The organism is Massilimicrobiota sp. An134 (genome assembly GCF_002160815.1).
Lineage (GTDB): Bacteria > Bacillota_I > Bacilli_A > Erysipelotrichales > Coprobacillaceae > Allocoprobacillus > Allocoprobacillus merdigallinarum.
On sequence record NZ_NFLH01000001.1, the window covers coordinates 148,982 to 166,092 of the forward strand.

Consider the following 17,111-nt stretch of genomic DNA (forward strand, 5'->3'; position numbering starts at 1 on the left):
ATCTTTTCATATTATACATGATATGAATTAAAAATAAAACAGGAATTGGGTAGAAACACTAGCAAATTTGTAAATAAAGAATAGTTTAAAGTGAAAGGAGGGATTTCAATGAACTCTTGTTATAATTACGGAGGATGTGGATGCAATAGCTTCATGCCAACATTTGGATTTAATCCATTTGGATGTGGTGGCTGCAACAGTTTTCCAGTCATGACAACAAGTTGTGGTGGATTTAGCTGCAATAATGGATGCACTTGGTTTGCTATTGTCTTAGTTGTCTTCTTATTGCTTATTATCTGTGGTTGCACAAAAATTTGTTAATCCAAAAAATATGCTAGATTTCTAGCATATTTTTTTCGTTTATGATACAATACATGGCGAGGTGATTAACAACATGATTTTAATGAAAGATATTATTGATGATCATCATCCTTTGATTCGTGAGATTTCTCAACCTGTAGAGATGCCTCTTAGCCAGGAAGACGAACAATTATTATTAGATATGCATGAATTTCTTGTGAATTCACAAGATGAAGAGCTTTCTGAAAAATATCAATTACGTCCTGCCGTTGGAATCGCAGCAGTACAATTAGGTATTTTAAAAAGAATGTGTGCTATTCATGTTTTGACATACGATCAGGATGGAAATATAAAAAAAGCCGATGACTATGCTCTTGTTAATCCTAAAATTGTTTCTTATACAGAAAAACAATCTTATTTAAAAGATGGTGAAGGATGTTTAAGTGTCAATGAGGAAAAAGATGGATATGTTCCTAGACATGCAAAAGTAACTGTCAAAGGATATGATGTTTTAACACATCAAGATGTCACTATTGTCGCAAGAGGATTTTTATCTATTTGTTTACAACATGAACTCGATCATTTTGACGGTGTTCTTTTCTATGATCATTTCAATAAAAACAATCCTAAGGCACCTTTGCCTAATGCTATGATTGTTGAATAAAGAAGCCCTATGAAATTTATTTCATAAGGCTTTTTTATTGATTAAATTTGATCAAATGCTTGATTTAAATCAGCAATCAGATCATCAACGTTCTCTAATCCTACAGAAATACGAATTGTTCCTTGTTGCACTCCTCCAGCTAATCTTTCTTCTTCACTCATTTGAGCATGTGTTGTTGATGCAGGATGTGTGAGTAGACTTCTAGAATCAGCAAAATTTGTAACATGAGTAAAAAGTTGAATATGATTAATAACTGATTTTCCAGCTTCTAAACCACCCTTTACTCCAAAAGTAAACAATCCTCCAAAACCTTTTGGAAAATATTTCTGACATAAATCATATGATGAATGGCCTTTTAACTCAGCATAGCTTACCCATTCCACTTTTTCATGATTTTGTAAAAACTCAGCAATCTTTCTTGAATTTTCAACATGTTTATCCATACGTAAAGATAATGTTTCTAATCCAAGTAAAGTCATATACGCATTAAATGGCGACATACATCCACCTAAATCTCGCAATGTTTTCGCAACAGCTTTTGTACAAAAAGCCTCTTGTCCTAAATCTGCATAAACAATATCATGGTAAGCTTTATCAGGTGTTGTCATCAATGGGTATCTTTCATTATGCCAATCAAAACGGCCACTATCCACAATGATTCCTCCCATAACATTTCCATGTCCAGCAATATATTTTGTCGTAGAATAAACAACCAAATCAGCACCATGTTCAATAGGTCTAAATAAATAAGGCGTTGGAGTTGTATTATCTACGACAAATAATAAACCATGACGATGGCAAATTTCACTAATCGCATCAAAATCCAACATATCACCATTAGGATTACCCACTGATTCAACAAATATCATTTTTGTTTTCTCATTAATTAAGTTCTCCATAGTATCCAAATCACGTGGATTAACAAAATGAGAAGTAAATCCCATTCCCTGCATTGTTCCTGATAATGAACCAATTGTTCCACCATATAAATTATTTGCAGCAATAATTTCATCACCACTTTGACAAACAGTCATAATCAATCCCATGATAGCTGCTGTCCCAGAGGCAAAAGCTACCGCTCCTACACCACCATCTAAAGCAGCCATTCTTTGTTGTAGAACATCTACCGTTGGATTAGATAAACGTGAATAAAAATAGCCACCTTCTTCTAAGGCAAAAATATTTTTTGCCTGATCAGCACTATCAAATGTAAAAGCATTAGATAAATAAAGTGGTACACCTGTTGCTTTTGTTACAGGATCAGGTTTTTGTCCTGCATGTATCTGCAATGTTTCAAATTGATATTTCTTTGACATTCATATTCCCCCTTTTATGAAAGATATTGTATCACAAATAAAATACAAAAAAAAGCTATTCCATAGATAGCTCAATAATAATGATTACAAATATTTACCATATCTTCAATATATACACGACCACCAGAGATGATATCATCATCTAAATGATGTTTTGTTTTAAATGACTTCTTACAAGAATATGTTTCTCTCATTAATGGTAAGTCTTGTTTTAAACATAATTGAATGATTTTTTCCATTTCTTTGCTTTTAAAACAAAATAAGTTAAATAATGCCAGATTACGAATATGTTGACGAGATAGCTGACATATAAAATTTTCTAATTCTTTATCTTTTAAACATGGATATTCTTCAAATCCAATAACCAGAAGATCAATGTCTTCCTGAAAAGAAAAATCTGTTATTGGTTTGGCATAAGTTCGTGCATATCTTGCCATGTCTTCTGCTAAAAGTTTTGCATCTTTGCAATGCGTTGTATAAACAACTTGAACTTTCATAAAACCAGCCACCTTTCTATTTTATTATAAAAACAAAATATGAACTGAAAATAAACATGTGTCCTTATCGTTTCATAAATCAAATCATATGTTATGATGGAAGGAGGTTTATATGAATATTTTTCAAGAAGATAAAAACTGTTTTTCACCATTTTATATGTCAAATCAAACAAGACAATGTCAACCTGTTCTTTTTGATCCACAGGAAGCTATTTCATTAGGTAATTTATTTAAAGATCTCTATATGTCTTATCAGGGATTTTCTAATTATTGTCTACAACCTGAAAATGCACGTCAACAAGCGTTACTAGAAGTTCAGATGTATTATTTTGTAGCACATGAAATCAATCTCTATTTAGATATGCATCCTCATGATGAAAAAATGATTCAATTATATGAACAATATATTCAAAAGGCAAAACAAAGCCAAGATGTATTTGAAAAGAGATATGGTCCTTTAGAAGTACAAAACACTCAAAATAAAATCCCATTTGAATGGATACAAGGTCCTTGGCCTTGGGAATATCAAAAAGATTAAGGAGGTTTAAAAATGTGGATTTATAGTAAGAAATTACAATATCCTATTTCCATTAAAAATAAAGATTTATCTATGGCCAAATTCATCATTACACAATTTGGTGGACCTAATGGTGAACTTGCTGCTTCAACACGTTATATTACACAACGTTATACAATGCCTGATGAAAAAGGAAAAGCTTTATTAACCGATATCGGTACTGAAGAACTTGGACATATGGAAATGGTATCAACAATGGTTTATCAATTAACACAGGGAGCAACAATGGAAGAAATTAAAGCTGCTGGTTTACAAAGTTATTATACTGAGCATGGCTGTGCTTTATTCCCTAATGATGCCAATGGTGTTCCATTTAATGCTATGGTCTTTTCATCAACTGGTGATCCTGTTGCTGATTTAGCGGAAGATTGTGCCGCTGAACAAAAAGCCAGAGCCGTTTATGAAAACTTGATGAACCAAACACGTGATCCTGATTTACTTGCTCCATTATCTTTCTTACGACAACGTGAAATTGTTCATTATGAAAGATTTAGAGAACTTTATGAAGAATATGTTCAAAAATATTATCAACCTGATTTTCCTTCAAAATGTTAAAAACCCGAAAAATTCGGGTTTTTACTTTGCTGAAGCATAAGCAATAAATAATCCAATAAGTGCAACAACTGTTGTAAACAAATCTCCTACAAACAGTGAACGAACACTTAAAGTGAAAATATCTAACAATGATATAAATTGCATACCCATACCTGCTTCATGTAAAGGAAGATAGATCATAGTCATTTCTCCCACGACATAACAGATAACAGTTAAAATCACACTTAAAATAGCCATTTGTGATGAATGAATTTGTGATATTTTAGTCACTGCTCCAGCAACAACCAAAGCACATATAATATAAAATAATGATGAAGTAATATGTAAAGAGTGAATCACAATTCCTAGTACTACACCACTCGCAATGGCAGTCAATAATCCTAAACCAATAACTTTACTCCATTGTGCAGAATTTAAAAACTGATCATTATTAGAACGAAAATATTTCTTTGCTTCTTGTCTTTCTTTATATTCTTTGTATTTATCCTGAAATGACATAACTTACCTCCAATTAATGAATAACATGTTTTTGATGTTTAAACATCAATAAAATATATGTACAAATAAATCCACTCACTAAACCAGCTAAATGTCCTGATAATGAAATGGATGGAATAACAAATGAAATAACCAACATCAAAATAACATTAGGTGCTAATTGTTTGAAAATATCCATATAAATATAGTGATAATGTAAAGCTAAAGCTCCTAAAGCTCCAATCAATCCAAAAATAACACCACTAATTCCACCACTTACAACATTAGCCCCATATCCAGTAAACAGATAAAAAATATAAGGCAGTCCAGTTGTCATAAAAGCAGTGACAATAATTAAAATAAGATATTTTTTAAAATCCAGTGATTTTTCAATAAACATCCCCAAACCATAAAGAGAATAACAGTTCACAGCTAAATGAAGAAAACCAAAATGAATGAAATTAGCTGTAAAAAGACGATAATATTCATGCGTTACCATTACATATACAGGATTATAACCACCAAAAAATAGGCCCTCATAAGCTGTCATTTCTTCACCAAACAGAAAAAAACTTAAAATATAAACAATAATACATATACCAATCAGAGAAACTGTAATTGGAGCTTTCTTAAATTGCCATATCAACCTATTTAACATATTATTCATCCAAGAACTCATAGATAGACATTTGATCTACAAGAACTTCTTCCTCCTCCTTTACAACTTCATTTTTTTCAATAATCTGATCAAGTGTTAACAATGACAAAACATCATCATAACTCATTTTTATAGCTCCCATTTCCAACAAACGAATATTACCACCATAACGATTATCATCAAGAACCATTTGTTTAGTCCAATGATAATGAAAATTTTGAATCGTCGTAAACCATACTGCACCACTATTAATATGTGTAGCTGTAATAATTTGTATATCACTTAAACCACAAACGTAAATATTTCGATCTAAAGCATTCGTTACATTGAAATATGCAAATGGATCAACTGCACTCATGAGTAACATACGTCCATCTTTGATATATCGAGAATAAGTTTTCTTTTTATCAAACATATGATCACTTACAAAACAGATTGCATTTCCACCTAAATTTAAAAATGTTTTCAATGCATATGCATCTGTTCCCTTTGTTCCATTAGCAACCAATACTTTTTGCTCATCATAAACTTTTGTGACAATATTTTTTGTATAAGTATTTAACCTCTTTTCAAGTTCCTGTGGTCCTACAACAGATACCATATGATTTTGAGTCAAAGACATATCACCAACATAATATAAATACAAAGGTGCTCGTTTTTTTAGAGTTGTCGTTAAAACAGTAGGATAATTATCTTCGTATTTTGTAGTAATGGAAATGCCCTCATTTTCAAGATTAGACAAAGCAAATAACAATTCATTAATTGTTGATAATCTTGCAATCATCTTATAAGCAATATATTCTTCAATACCTAAAATATCTATCAATGTATCTTTATTCATACCAAATAATTTAGATGGCGTTTTTTTAGTAGAACTTTTCAATTTACGTTCTACATTATACCATTCATCTTGAGAAAGAGCGGCTGTATTATCAACAACCAAATCTCCACAAAATAAAAGAACAGCCAAGCTATCTAAATTTAACTGTATTTTCATAAAACCACCTGCACTTTGCCATTATTATATCATAGTTGGATAAATCCGTCGATAAAAAAAGGTATGATAATGCATCATACCCTTTGTATTTCAATTATTCAATTCCCATTTTTTCTTTAACAGCAGCTTGTGCAGCAGCTAAACGTGCTAATGGTACACGGAATGGAGAACATGAAACATATGTTAATCCTAATTTATGGCAGAATTCAACAGTGCTTGCTTCTCCACCATGTTCACCACAGATTCCAAGTTTGATATCAGGACGAGTTTTCTTACCTTTTTCAATAGCAATTCTCATTAATTCTCCGACACCTTCTTGGTCTACTTTAGCAAATGGATCTGATTCAAAGATTTGTTTACCATAGTAATCACCTAAGAATTTAGCAGCATCATCACGGCTGAATCCATAAGTCATCTGAGTTAAGTCATTTGTTCCAAAGCTAAAGAATTCAGCTTCTTCAGCAATTTTATCAGCAGTTAAAGCAGCTCTTGGGATTTCAATCATAGTACCAACTTTATATGGTAATTCTACACCAGCTTCTTTAATAATCTTATCTGCTGTATCACAAACAACTTTCTTAACATATTTTAATTCATGAACATCTCCAACAAGAGGAATCATGATTTCAGGAACAACATTTTGTCCTTCTCTATTGACTGCAATAGCTGCTTCAATAACAGCTCTTGTTTGCATTTCAGCAATTTCTGGATAAGTCACTGCCAAACGGCATCCTCTATGACCCATCATTGGGTTGAATTCTTTTAATGATTCAACACGAGCTTTTAAAGCATCAAAAGTCATACCTAAGCTTTCAGCAAGTGGACGAATTTCTTCATCAGTATGAGGTAAGAATTCATGTAAAGGTGGATCCAAGAAACGAATAGTTACTGGATAAATTTCCATAGCTTTAAACAATTCTTTAAAGTCACTTCTTTGATAAGGTAAGATTTTTTCAAGTGCTTCTCTTCTTGCTTCTTCAGTTTCAGCAGTAATCATACGTCTGAAGTTGAAAATTCTTTCTTCTTCAAAGAACATATGTTCTGTTCTACAAAGACCAATACCTTCTGCACCAAATTTACGTGCCTGTAAAGCATCTCTAGGTGTATCAGCATTTGTACGAACTTGTAATTTACGTACTTCGTCAGCCCATTCCATGAATGTTTCGAAATCACCACTAATTTCTGGTTCAACAGTTTTAATTTGTTCACCATAAACATTACCAGTGCTTCCATCTAATGACATATAATCACCTTCATGATATTGTTTACCATCAGGTGTAGTTAAAATTTTATTTTCTTCGTCAATCTTTAATGAACCACATCCACAAACGCAGCAAGTTCCCATACCTCTGGCAACAACTGCAGCATGTGATGTCATACCACCACGAATTGTCAAGATACCATGAGCAATATTCATACCTTCAATATCTTCAGGTGAAGTTTCAAGACGAACTAATAAGATATCTTGAACACCATTCTTTGATGCTTCAATAACATCTTCAGCAGTAAAATAGATACGACCAGTAGCGGCACCTGGAGAAGCAGCTAAACCAGTAGCTACAACTTGTGCACAACGTAATGATACATCATCAAAGTTTGGATGTAATAATTGATCTAATTGTTTAGGTTCAACTTTTAATAAAGCTTCTTCCTTAGTAATCATACTTTCATTAACAAGATCAACAGCAATCTTTAAAGCAGCAGCAGCTGTTCTTTTTCCATTACGTGTTTGAAGCATGAATAATTTACCATCTTCAATTGTAAATTCCATATCTTGCATATCTTTGTAATGATCTTCAAGGATTTTATTAATTTTTACAAATTGATCATAGCAATCTGGCATAACTTCTTTTAATGTATCAATTGTTTGAGGTGTACGAATACCAGCAACAACGTCTTCACCTTGAGCGTTCATTAAGTATTCACCATATAATTTCTTTTCACCAGTAGCAGGGTTTCTTGTAAAGGCAACACCTGTACCAGAAGTTTCACCACGGTTACCATAAACCATTTCTTGAACGTTTACAGCTGTTCCCCAGCTTCCTGGGATATCATTTAAACGTCTATAAGTAATTGCACGATCATTATTCCATGATCTAAACACGGCTTTAATAGCTTCCATCATTTGTACTTTAGGATCTTGAGGGAAATCTACACCAGCATGTTTTTTATATTCTTCTTTATAGATTTCTACAACTTCTTTTAAATCATCAGCTGTTAAATCTGTATCAAATTCAACACCTTTTTCTTCCTTAACTTTATCAAACATATGTTCAAATGAACTTTTTGGGAATCCCATAACAACATCAGCGAACATTTGAATAAAACGACGATAGCTATCATAAACAAAACGAGGATTTTGAGTCGCTTCAGTAAATCCTTTAGCCACTTCATCGTTCATTCCTAAATTTAAAACTGTATCCATCATACCAGGCATAGAAGCTCTTGCCCCAGAACGTACAGAAACAAGTAATGGATTATGTGCATCCCCCATTGTTTTTCCTGTAATTTTTTCTAATTCAGCAAGTTTTTCATAAACTTGGTCTTCGATTTCTTTAGCAATCACTTTCCCGTCTTCATAATATCTAGTGCAGGCTTCAGTTGTAACAGTAAATCCTTGAGGTACAGGCAAACCAATATTTGTCATTTCAGCTAAGTTAGCCCCTTTACCACCAAGTAAGTTACGCATGTCTTTATTTCCTTCACTAAATAAGTAGACATATTTTTTCATATAACTTCCTCCTTTGTTACTACTTTTCATATTATACACTATGTGAGTGCTTACATTCAATAAAAAAATGACGGAATTTAAAAAAAGTGAATGAATCTTTTTTCAAAATTCATTCACTCTCTTTTAAATTTATTTGAGCCATTCGTTGTTTTTTATTCGTCCTGTGCTAATTCTATACGAACACGTCTTCCTTTAATTTTTTGATTATAACAATAGTCAAGAACCTTTTGAGCAGCCCCTGGACTTAGATTAACAAAAGTAAACTTTCTTTTGATTGTGATATCTCCAATTTCTCTTTTTGGAATATCTGCATAGCGTACAAAAAAATCAATAATATCTTTGACATTAACTTTATCCATTGAACCTACTGTCATAAAAATACGCTGTTCTTCTTTATTCATCTCATTAAGACTTTGATAATCATATCCAACTCTTTGAGAATAACACATAGCAAGTAATGCTGCAATCACATCGTTTTTCATATGCTGTGGAATATCTTTTACAATCTTTTGAAAAGGTTTCATATTTCCTTTAAGCATGATTTCCTGTACATCAAACAATAATTCTTTAACTTTTTGATCAAAGATATCTTCAATAGCCGGAATATCTAATTTTTCAATATGACTATGTGTATGTTTTTCAATAGCTTTTAAGAAATTTCTCTCACGTGATGTCACAATAGAATAGGCTTCACCTTTTTTATTGGCACGACCAGTTCTTCCAATACGATGAATATACAATTCTTCATCTTGAGGCAATTCATAATTAATCACATGTGAAATATTGTCCACATCAATTCCTCTTGCTGCAACATCTGTCGCAACCAGATATTGAATTTGTCCAGTTTTAAATCTTCTTAACGTATTCATTCTTTGGTTTTGTGATAAATCTCCATGCATAGCTTCAACATTATAATGCTTTTGTTGCATAGCTGCGACAACTTCATCAACAGAACGCTTTGTTTTACAGAATATAATCGCATTATCCATTTCTCGAGAATCTAAAATACGGCATAGAACTTCAAAACGACGATTGACTTTCGTTTCAAAATAATATTGAGAAACTGTAGAAGCTGTCATTGTTTTGGCTTTGATTTGAATATGCTGATAATCTTCATGCATATAAAAACTTGCTATTTTCTTGATATCACTTGGCATTGTAGCTGAGAATAAAACTGTATGTCTGTCTTCAGGAACGGTTTGTAAAATCGTTTCAATATCATCAATAAATCCCATATTCAGCATTTCATCCGCTTCATCAAGAACGAGCCATTCAACACAATCTAATTTTAATGCTTTACGACGCATTAAATCTAAAACGCGTCCAGGTGTTCCAACAACAATATCTGCACCTTTTTTTAAAGAACGAATCTGTTTTTCTATTTCACTTCCACCAAAAACACTGACAATAGATAAACTCGTATACTTACCAATACGTCGAAGTTCTTCATCAATCTGTAATGCAAGCTCACGGGTTGGTGATAATACTAAAGCTTTTACTCCATCATCCTTTTTGTTAATGCTAGACAATAAAACACTTCCAAAAGCCAAAGTCTTTCCTGTTCCAGTCTGAGCCTGTCCAATAATATCCTTTCCTTCCAATAATACAGGAATAGCTTTTTCCTGAATAGGAGAAGGGAGCACATACCCCATCATTTCAATACCTTGTAAAACTTGTTTTGATAAACCTAAATCATAAAAAGTGACTTGTTGCATATATAACCTCTCTTTCATCTACATTCACCTTGTATCCGACAAAATCAAGGCAAACGTCATACAAATCATTCAAAATAAAAGTCAGGAAAAGATTTTTCCCGACTTACTTTTTTCTTTTCTATGCGATAATATCATACTCTCTACAAAAACACAACTCTTTATTTATTTTTTTGATGTTCTAAAATATAAGGCCTTACCTGTGCTAAAAAATAAAGTGATCCCGTTACAAAAACAACACCTTCATGTAAAAATGCCTGATCAATGGCTTTATGCCAATCTTTTTCAATTTTAACAGGAAAGTTTTCTGCCAATTTTTCAACGGTTTGTGCTCGATAAAAATCAAATTCACAAACAGTAATATCATCTGTTAGTTTTAACAACATTTCCATCATAGCGTGCGTATCTTTATCTTTTAAAGCACTAAAAATAATTTTTATATGCGAATATTTTTTAGCTGACTGATAAAAAGCTTCTATACCTTCCTTATTATGAGCTCCATCAATAATAATAAGCGGATGCTGACATACAGTTTCAAAGCGCCCTGCCCAGGCTGCTTCTAATAAGCCATTTAAGAGCTGTTCATCAGTATAGGTTAAATATTCATACTCTTTTAAATATTCCAATATTTCTATGGCTAACGCACTATTTTGGCATTGATAAATGGCCGATGTATTTAATCTTACATGATAATGACGATAATCATAGGTTAAATAATAACCATGATCTTGAATATTTTCTATATGTCTTGTTTGTATAAGTGGGCTATGCAATTTGTCACATATATTCTGAAAAACATTTAAACATTCACTCTTCTTTTCACCTGTTACATAGGGAATCCCTTCTTTAACAATACCAGCTTTTGTACGTGCAATCTGTTCATATGTATTTCCTAAATATTCAACATGGTCTAAACCGATATTGGTATTGGCACAAATCATTGGATAGATAATATTTGTTGCATCCAAGTCACCACCCAATCCAACTTCAAAAACTGCAAAATCAACACGATGTTTAATAAAAAACATAATCGCAATAAAAACTTCTATTTCAAACATAGAAAGTTCATATTCCAAACATAAATCCATATAACGATTTGCATAGGTAATAATTTCATCTTCTTGAATGTGCTGATTATTAATACGCATAATTTCTAAACGTGTTACTAAAACAGGTGATGTAAAAGTTGCCACTTTATAACCTGCATTTTGTAATACAGAACGTATATAATTCGTTGTTGAACCTTTTCCATTTGTTCCACCAATATGAATAGATTTCAATAAAATTTGAGGATTCCCCATATCTTTCATAAAACATTTGAAATTATCCAGGGCATAAACACGTTGCTTTTGACTGGCAATAAAATCATGAACTTGCTGATAATGAGTAAAACGTTTTTGAATTTGATGGCGATAAACAAGTTTTTGTTCTGTTAATTGATCTTCGAGAATTTCAAAGCCCAATTGTTTATATAAAGGCTCTAATGTTTGAGAAACAGTCACATATAAATCATCACAAGATAATTGTATAGCTTTACGTATCAAATCACTGGCAATGCCTTGATGACGATAACTTTCTAAAACGCATAAATATTTGATGTGTTGAAATTCATAAATCCCAATAACCCCTACCAGTTTCTTTTCAAAAGCTCCAATAAAAAATAGCTTCTTTTGGCGAGAAAGAGTGAGTATTTCTAATAAGGATTGCTGGTCATTATAAAAAAGTTGCGCTGCTTCTTTAATTTCATGTCCTCTTAAAATTCTTAATTCCACAATATTCTCCTTTACAAACAAAAAACAGCTTAAGCTGTTTTTTAAATTTTTTCAAAACGATCTACGTCTACTACAAAGACAGTTGCTCCACCAACTAAGACATCCACCATGATAGGTGTAAAAAATTCTCCCATTTCAGTAGGTGGAACCGTAGGTTCCTTTTCTACACGCTTTCTAGCATGAGCTTTTATAATCTCAAGTGCTGGATCCACTTTATCATCATTTGTTCCGATAAAGAAAGTTGTATTTCCTTTCTTTAAAAAACCACCAGATGTTGCTAACTTCGTAACAAAGAAACCACCTTCAGTCAATGCTGTCTGAACAGCATTACTATCATCATTATTTACAATTGCAATTATGAGTTTCATAGTCTGACTCCTTTCTTTCTTTTATCTTATCACTTTTTTAAGATAAGTACAATTTTTTTAATAGTCTTCTATCATTTCCCCATGTTGTCGTGGTAAGAAACGTTCTTCATAAAAACGCAAAGCATAGCTATCTGTCATTCCAGATAAATAATCACTGACAATCAACTCACCAGGAGATTGCTGATAAGTTTCTGTCATTTTTGAAACATGAGCACATATACCCTTTTGAGGATAATGACGGTATATGAAATCATCATATAAAATATCATATAATTCTTTCACCATTCGTGTTAATTTTTCGTTTTCTTTCAATATTGTGGGATGATGATGAATATGTGTTGAAATAAATGTAAAGAGAATTTCTAAGGCATGAAAGACTTCTTTTGAAAATTCTAAATATGGTTTATGATAACTATGAATAACCAAATCACCAATCAAACGATTAATAATGGCTTTATTATCTTTACCTAATACTTGAACCACTTCTAATGGTAAATCATCTATAGAAATAATACCTACCTTAATTGCATCTTCAATGTCTTTACCAACATATGAAATAACATCGGAAATACGAACAACACATCCTTCTAATGTCATTGGCAAAATCTTAAAAGAATAATCTTTCTCATGCCAACATTTTTCATATTCTTCCCAAAACTGTTCAATTGTTTTATGACTATCTGGTTTATATATAGGTGAAAGAATCTCACCATTATGGCATAAGATTCCATCTAAGACCTGTAAAGATACATTATATCCGATTCCATTTCTTTCTATAAACAGTAAATTTCTAACACTATTCGCATTATGCGTAAAATAGCCAAATCCTCTTTCTTCTAAACAATCATTAATAGCTTTTTCACCTACATGTCCATATGGCGCATGACCTAAATCATGTCCTAATGCAATAGCTTCAATTAAATCTAAATTCAGATTTAAACCTCTACCAATCTGTCTTGCTATACGTGATACCCACTGGACATGTAAAGAACGCTTAGTAATGTGAACATTACTAAAAAAGGATAATGCCTGTGTCTTGTCGACATAACGGCTATAACTTTTAGAATATAAAACACGATCAATATCTTCTTCAAAAGGCCAGCGAATATCAAATTCTTTGGCTTTCTTTTTTGTATTCTTCACTTTAATACAATCACTATTACATGTTGCATAAGGAGACAATCTTTCATCTGCTAATTTTGTTTCTCTTAAAGAATCATGAATAATTTGATCTTGAGCTTTCATGAAATCACATCCTTTTTCTTTTTTTATTTTTTATAGTATAATACTTATGGTGATTTGATGCAAAATAATATACAAAATAATTTAATTTCATGGTATAACCACAACCATCGCCAATTTCCATGGCGAGAAACCACAAATCCTTACTATATATGGATTAGTGAAATTATGTTACAACAAACAACAACCGAAGCAGTCATTCCCTATTATAAACGTTTTATTCAAACGTTTGATACTATTGATAAATTGGCTAGTGCCTCTTTAGAAGAAGTTTATAAATTATGGGAAGGTCTTGGTTATTATCGTCGAGCTAAACATATTCATGAAACTGCACAACTGATTTGCGAAAAATATGACGGACAGTTTCCTGACACCTATGAAGATATCTTAAAACTCAAAGGGATTGGTCCTTATACTGCTGGAGCTATTTGTTCTATTGCTTATGGATTGTCTACTCCTGCCATTGACGGCAATGTGTTAAGAATTATCTCACGATTATATGCCTTAACTGAAAATATTGCCTTACCAAAGGCCCAAAAGAATATTTTTCATATTGTGAACGATTTATTGATTGGTTATGATGCTTCTGCCTTTAATCAAGGTTTAATGGATCTTGGTGCCACTATTTGTCGTCCTTTAAATCCACAATGTGAAATTTGTCCTATTGCCCCCTTTTGTAAAGCCAGACAATCTGGACAACAGAAAGTATTACCTATTTCTATAAAAAATATCAAACATAAAGAACTCAATTACATAACTGGCATTATTACTTATCAAAATCAATATGTCATGATTCAAAATCCTGCCGGATTATTAGAAAATTTATATGGTTTTATTCAATACGAGTTGGAAAGCCCCTATCGCTTTATTGAAGAATTTGAAAAACAGTATCATATATCATTATCTCTTGTTTCATATCATGGTCAGGTTAAACATGTTTTTACGCATCGTACATGGCATATGCATATCTATCATTTTACAATTTCCAAACCATTGTCATCATTATATAGTTTAAATGATATTTCACAGCTTCCTGTTTCAACGGCACATTTAAAAGTTTTAAAGCATTATTTAAAAACAATCGAATAAGCAATAAAAAGTGGTACAATGTGTGAACCACTTTTTATTATAGGATAACTACTGATTTTCATCAGTATTTAATTGATATTTTCACTTTTTTCATCTTCTTCATAACGTTCTATAATTCTCTGCACAACAGGATGTCTAACAACATCTAAGGCTGTCAAATAGACAAAACGAATACCTTTGACATCTTTTAAAATATGCAAAGCTTTTTTCAATCCACTACCTACACCTTTTGGTAAGTCTATTTGCGTAATATCACCTGTAATGATCATCTTAGAACGGAAACCAAGTCTAGTTAAAAACATTTTCATCTGTGCATCAGTCGTATTTTGTGCTTCATCCAAAATCACATAGGCATCTTCCAAAGTACGTCCACGCATATAAGCAAGTGGTGCAATCTCAATAATGCCTTTTTCAATAAAGCGTTCTGTCTTTTCACGACCTAACATATCATATAAAGCATCGTAAAGAGGTCTTAAATATGGATCCACCTTTTCTTTTAAATCCCCTGGTAAAAATCCCAGACTCTCACCCGCCTCCACTGCCGGTCTTGTCAGAACAATTTTTTGAACTTCGTTATTCTTTAATGCCTGAACAGCAAAAACAACTGCCATATATGTTTTTCCTGTCCCTGCTGGACCAATCGCAAAAACAACATCATTACGCTTTAAAGCATTATAATATTCTTTCTGACCTAAAGTTTTTGGATAAATCAATTTTCCATTTGTTGTCCTTGCTATTTTTGTCTGATAAAGTTCATCAATCATATTCAACTGATGATTTTTAGCTAAATTCAAAGAATAGATAATATCACGTTGACTGATTGTTTTTCCTTGCTTAACTAAAGTCAGTAAAGTACGAATCATATCTTCAACTTCCTGATTTTTGATTTCTGTATCATTTAAAACAATCTCATCACCACGAACAATCATTTCACATTGCATGGCTTCTTCTAATAAATGTATATTTTCTTCCTGCTGACCTAAAAGTCTTGATATTTCATCCATTGTGCATGTTTCTAGCTTTAAGATTTTCTTCATTGTCTTCTCCTTTGACTGCAATATCTTCAATAAGAGTATAATGCATCTTTAACGTTATTTTACTACGTGTACTTGTCATTTGTAAAACATTTTCTTTATCAATAACAGCTTCTGTTGGTATCTGAGCACGAATATTTAATAAAAGCTGATAAAAGGCTTCTCCGTAATCTTGTTTTTTATTAGGCAGACTCGCTTCATACTGATGAAAAGTATAAGCATAAACATGCCCTTCTACCGGAATAATCTTTGTTTTATTTTGGGTTGAAATGATTGTGTTTTCAACAAGCAAATCACCTTTTTTAACATAATCATTTTTCTTGACAAGAATATGACCACTTTTAACATCTAACGATTGAATCATGCCATCTTCTTTGGCATATAAATTACGATAATCATCTTTTTTGACTGTTTCTTGTCGACGTTTCGTATATTCAATATGAAAAACACTACCTGTCTGATAGATATTCATATATTCAATTTTCTCTTTATATATATCTTTAAATTGCAGCAATAAATCATTTAATTTCTCATAGCTTTGAAGCGGTTTTAACAAATCTATATTTTCTTTTTGTAAAGTTTTCATCATGCTCTTATTGACCTCAGGTAATGTTCCTTCAATTTGGATATCAAAAATAAGATAAGATGAAACAAAAATACTGATGAAGAAAAAAAGCACTCCAATAAAATTTAAATGCTGTCGTGATAAGAAAAAGATATATTTCAATAAGCCAATGGTCTCAATATACTGATATGGATAATCCCATCTTTTTAAAATATATCTTTGATAAACAGGAAGATAAAATAGAAATTGAGAGTCCTTTTTTTGTAAATGTATTAATTTTAATTTTTTGTCTCTAGCATAAATCAATAATGAATAAATTAATGACTCATCTACACTATATTTATCATACCCTATTTTCATCATATTCAATCACTTTCACATGACCATGAAGTCGAATTTCCTTTTGATCATAATATTCAATCTGTAGATTTTCTCCTCTAATAATCAAATTGTAATCGGGCATCTGAATTTTAAAAAAATGTATATCCATCATCAAAACTTCATGATAATCATAAATACAAAGACGTTCCTTATCAATCATCAGCATGATACCACCT

At 31.9% G+C, this 17,111-nt stretch carries 18 protein-coding genes; 5 read left to right on the plus strand and 13 right to left on the minus strand.

What is annotated here, in order from left to right; translation table 11 throughout:
- The first annotated feature begins 108 nt into the window (after nt 1-108).
- Together B5E79_RS00890 and def are read left to right on the plus strand one after the other, a co-directional pair.
- On the plus strand, nt 109-321 hold the full coding sequence (locus B5E79_RS00890) for a hypothetical protein (RefSeq protein ID WP_087245912.1): 213 nt from the start codon (nt 109-111) through the stop codon (nt 319-321).
- Between the two features lie 73 nt (nt 322-394).
- Nucleotides 395-964, plus strand: coding sequence for a peptide deformylase (gene def, locus B5E79_RS00895; protein WP_087245914.1), 570 nt, complete (start codon nt 395-397; stop codon nt 962-964).
- A gap of 41 nt (nt 965-1,005) precedes the next feature.
- Here def and B5E79_RS00900 read toward each other — a convergent pair whose 3' ends face one another.
- Both B5E79_RS00900 and B5E79_RS00905 read right to left on the minus strand, forming a co-directional pair.
- Nucleotides 1,006-2,280 (minus strand): O-acetylhomoserine aminocarboxypropyltransferase/cysteine synthase family protein, encoded by a 1,275-nt coding sequence (locus B5E79_RS00900; protein ID WP_087296624.1) that lies wholly within the window; start codon nt 2,278-2,280, stop codon nt 1,006-1,008.
- A gap of 71 nt (nt 2,281-2,351) precedes the next feature.
- A complete protein-coding gene (locus B5E79_RS00905) occupies nt 2,352-2,777 on the minus strand; it encodes a hypothetical protein (RefSeq protein ID WP_087296625.1) in 426 nt (141 codons plus the stop codon).
- A 112-nt stretch (nt 2,778-2,889) separates the two neighbouring features.
- Between B5E79_RS00905 and B5E79_RS00910 the strand changes: the two genes are divergently transcribed.
- Together B5E79_RS00910 and B5E79_RS00915 are read left to right on the plus strand one after the other, a co-directional pair.
- Entirely contained in the window at nt 2,890-3,315 is a 426-nt protein-coding gene (locus B5E79_RS00910; protein ID WP_224759449.1) for a spore coat protein CotJB, read from the plus strand.
- Between the two features lie 12 nt (nt 3,316-3,327).
- Nucleotides 3,328-3,909 (plus strand): manganese catalase family protein, encoded by a 582-nt coding sequence (locus tag B5E79_RS00915; RefSeq protein ID WP_087245736.1) that lies wholly within the window; start codon nt 3,328-3,330, stop codon nt 3,907-3,909.
- A gap of 21 nt (nt 3,910-3,930) precedes the next feature.
- Here B5E79_RS00915 and B5E79_RS00920 read toward each other — a convergent pair whose 3' ends face one another.
- The 8 genes from B5E79_RS00920 to B5E79_RS00955 all read right to left on the minus strand — a co-directional run bounded on the left by B5E79_RS00920 (nt 3,931) and on the right by B5E79_RS00955 (nt 13,869).
- On the minus strand, nt 3,931-4,407 hold the full coding sequence (locus B5E79_RS00920) for a hypothetical protein (protein ID WP_087296626.1): 477 nt from the start codon (nt 4,405-4,407) through the stop codon (nt 3,931-3,933).
- A 13-nt stretch (nt 4,408-4,420) separates the two neighbouring features.
- A complete protein-coding gene (locus B5E79_RS00925; RefSeq protein WP_241147421.1) occupies nt 4,421-5,044 on the minus strand; it encodes a rhomboid family intramembrane serine protease in 624 nt (207 codons plus the stop codon).
- 1 nt (nt 5,045) lies between these two features.
- Nucleotides 5,046-6,041, minus strand: a complete 996-nt coding sequence (locus B5E79_RS00930; RefSeq protein WP_087245740.1) for a DNA-processing protein DprA — start codon at nt 6,039-6,041, stop codon at nt 5,046-5,048.
- A 94-nt stretch (nt 6,042-6,135) separates the two neighbouring features.
- Nucleotides 6,136-8,772 (minus strand): pyruvate, phosphate dikinase, encoded by a 2,637-nt coding sequence (ppdK, locus tag B5E79_RS00935; protein WP_087296627.1) that lies wholly within the window; start codon nt 8,770-8,772, stop codon nt 6,136-6,138.
- A 152-nt stretch (nt 8,773-8,924) separates the two neighbouring features.
- On the minus strand, nt 8,925-10,505 hold the full coding sequence (locus tag B5E79_RS00940) for a DEAD/DEAH box helicase (protein WP_241147422.1): 1,581 nt from the start codon (nt 10,503-10,505) through the stop codon (nt 8,925-8,927).
- Nucleotides 10,506-10,645: 140 nt separating this feature from the next.
- Nucleotides 10,646-12,256 (minus strand): GNAT family N-acetyltransferase, encoded by a 1,611-nt coding sequence (locus B5E79_RS00945; RefSeq protein WP_087296628.1) that lies wholly within the window; start codon nt 12,254-12,256, stop codon nt 10,646-10,648.
- A 41-nt stretch (nt 12,257-12,297) separates the two neighbouring features.
- The gene (locus B5E79_RS00950) at nt 12,298-12,624 is read right to left on the minus strand and encodes a cyclic-di-AMP receptor (protein WP_087245748.1); all 327 of its coding nucleotides are present in this window, start codon (nt 12,622-12,624) and stop codon (nt 12,298-12,300) included.
- A gap of 57 nt (nt 12,625-12,681) precedes the next feature.
- Nucleotides 12,682-13,869 (minus strand): deoxyguanosinetriphosphate triphosphohydrolase family protein, encoded by a 1,188-nt coding sequence (locus tag B5E79_RS00955; protein WP_087296629.1) that lies wholly within the window; start codon nt 13,867-13,869, stop codon nt 12,682-12,684.
- A gap of 57 nt (nt 13,870-13,926) precedes the next feature.
- Between B5E79_RS00955 and mutY the strand changes: the two genes are divergently transcribed.
- Nucleotides 13,927-14,955, plus strand: a complete 1,029-nt coding sequence (gene mutY / locus B5E79_RS00960; RefSeq protein ID WP_087245752.1) for an A/G-specific adenine glycosylase — start codon at nt 13,927-13,929, stop codon at nt 14,953-14,955.
- Nucleotides 14,956-15,023: 68 nt separating this feature from the next.
- Here the strand turns inward: mutY and B5E79_RS00965 are convergent, their stop codons facing one another.
- From B5E79_RS00965 to B5E79_RS00975, 3 genes are read right to left on the minus strand one after another with little or no spacing between them, the layout of a single operon-like run.
- On the minus strand, nt 15,024-15,992 hold the full coding sequence (locus tag B5E79_RS00965) for a PhoH family protein (protein WP_087245937.1): 969 nt from the start codon (nt 15,990-15,992) through the stop codon (nt 15,024-15,026).
- Entirely contained in the window at nt 15,952-16,917 is a 966-nt protein-coding gene (locus tag B5E79_RS00970; protein ID WP_087296630.1) for a sporulation protein YqfD, read from the minus strand. Before B5E79_RS00970 ends, B5E79_RS00965 begins: the two co-directional genes overlap by 41 nt.
- Entirely contained in the window at nt 16,898-17,095 is a 198-nt protein-coding gene (locus B5E79_RS00975; protein WP_241147423.1) for a YabP/YqfC family sporulation protein, read from the minus strand. The genes B5E79_RS00970 and B5E79_RS00975 overlap by 20 nt, the downstream gene beginning before the upstream one ends.
- Nucleotides 17,096-17,111: the final 16 nt, after the last annotated feature.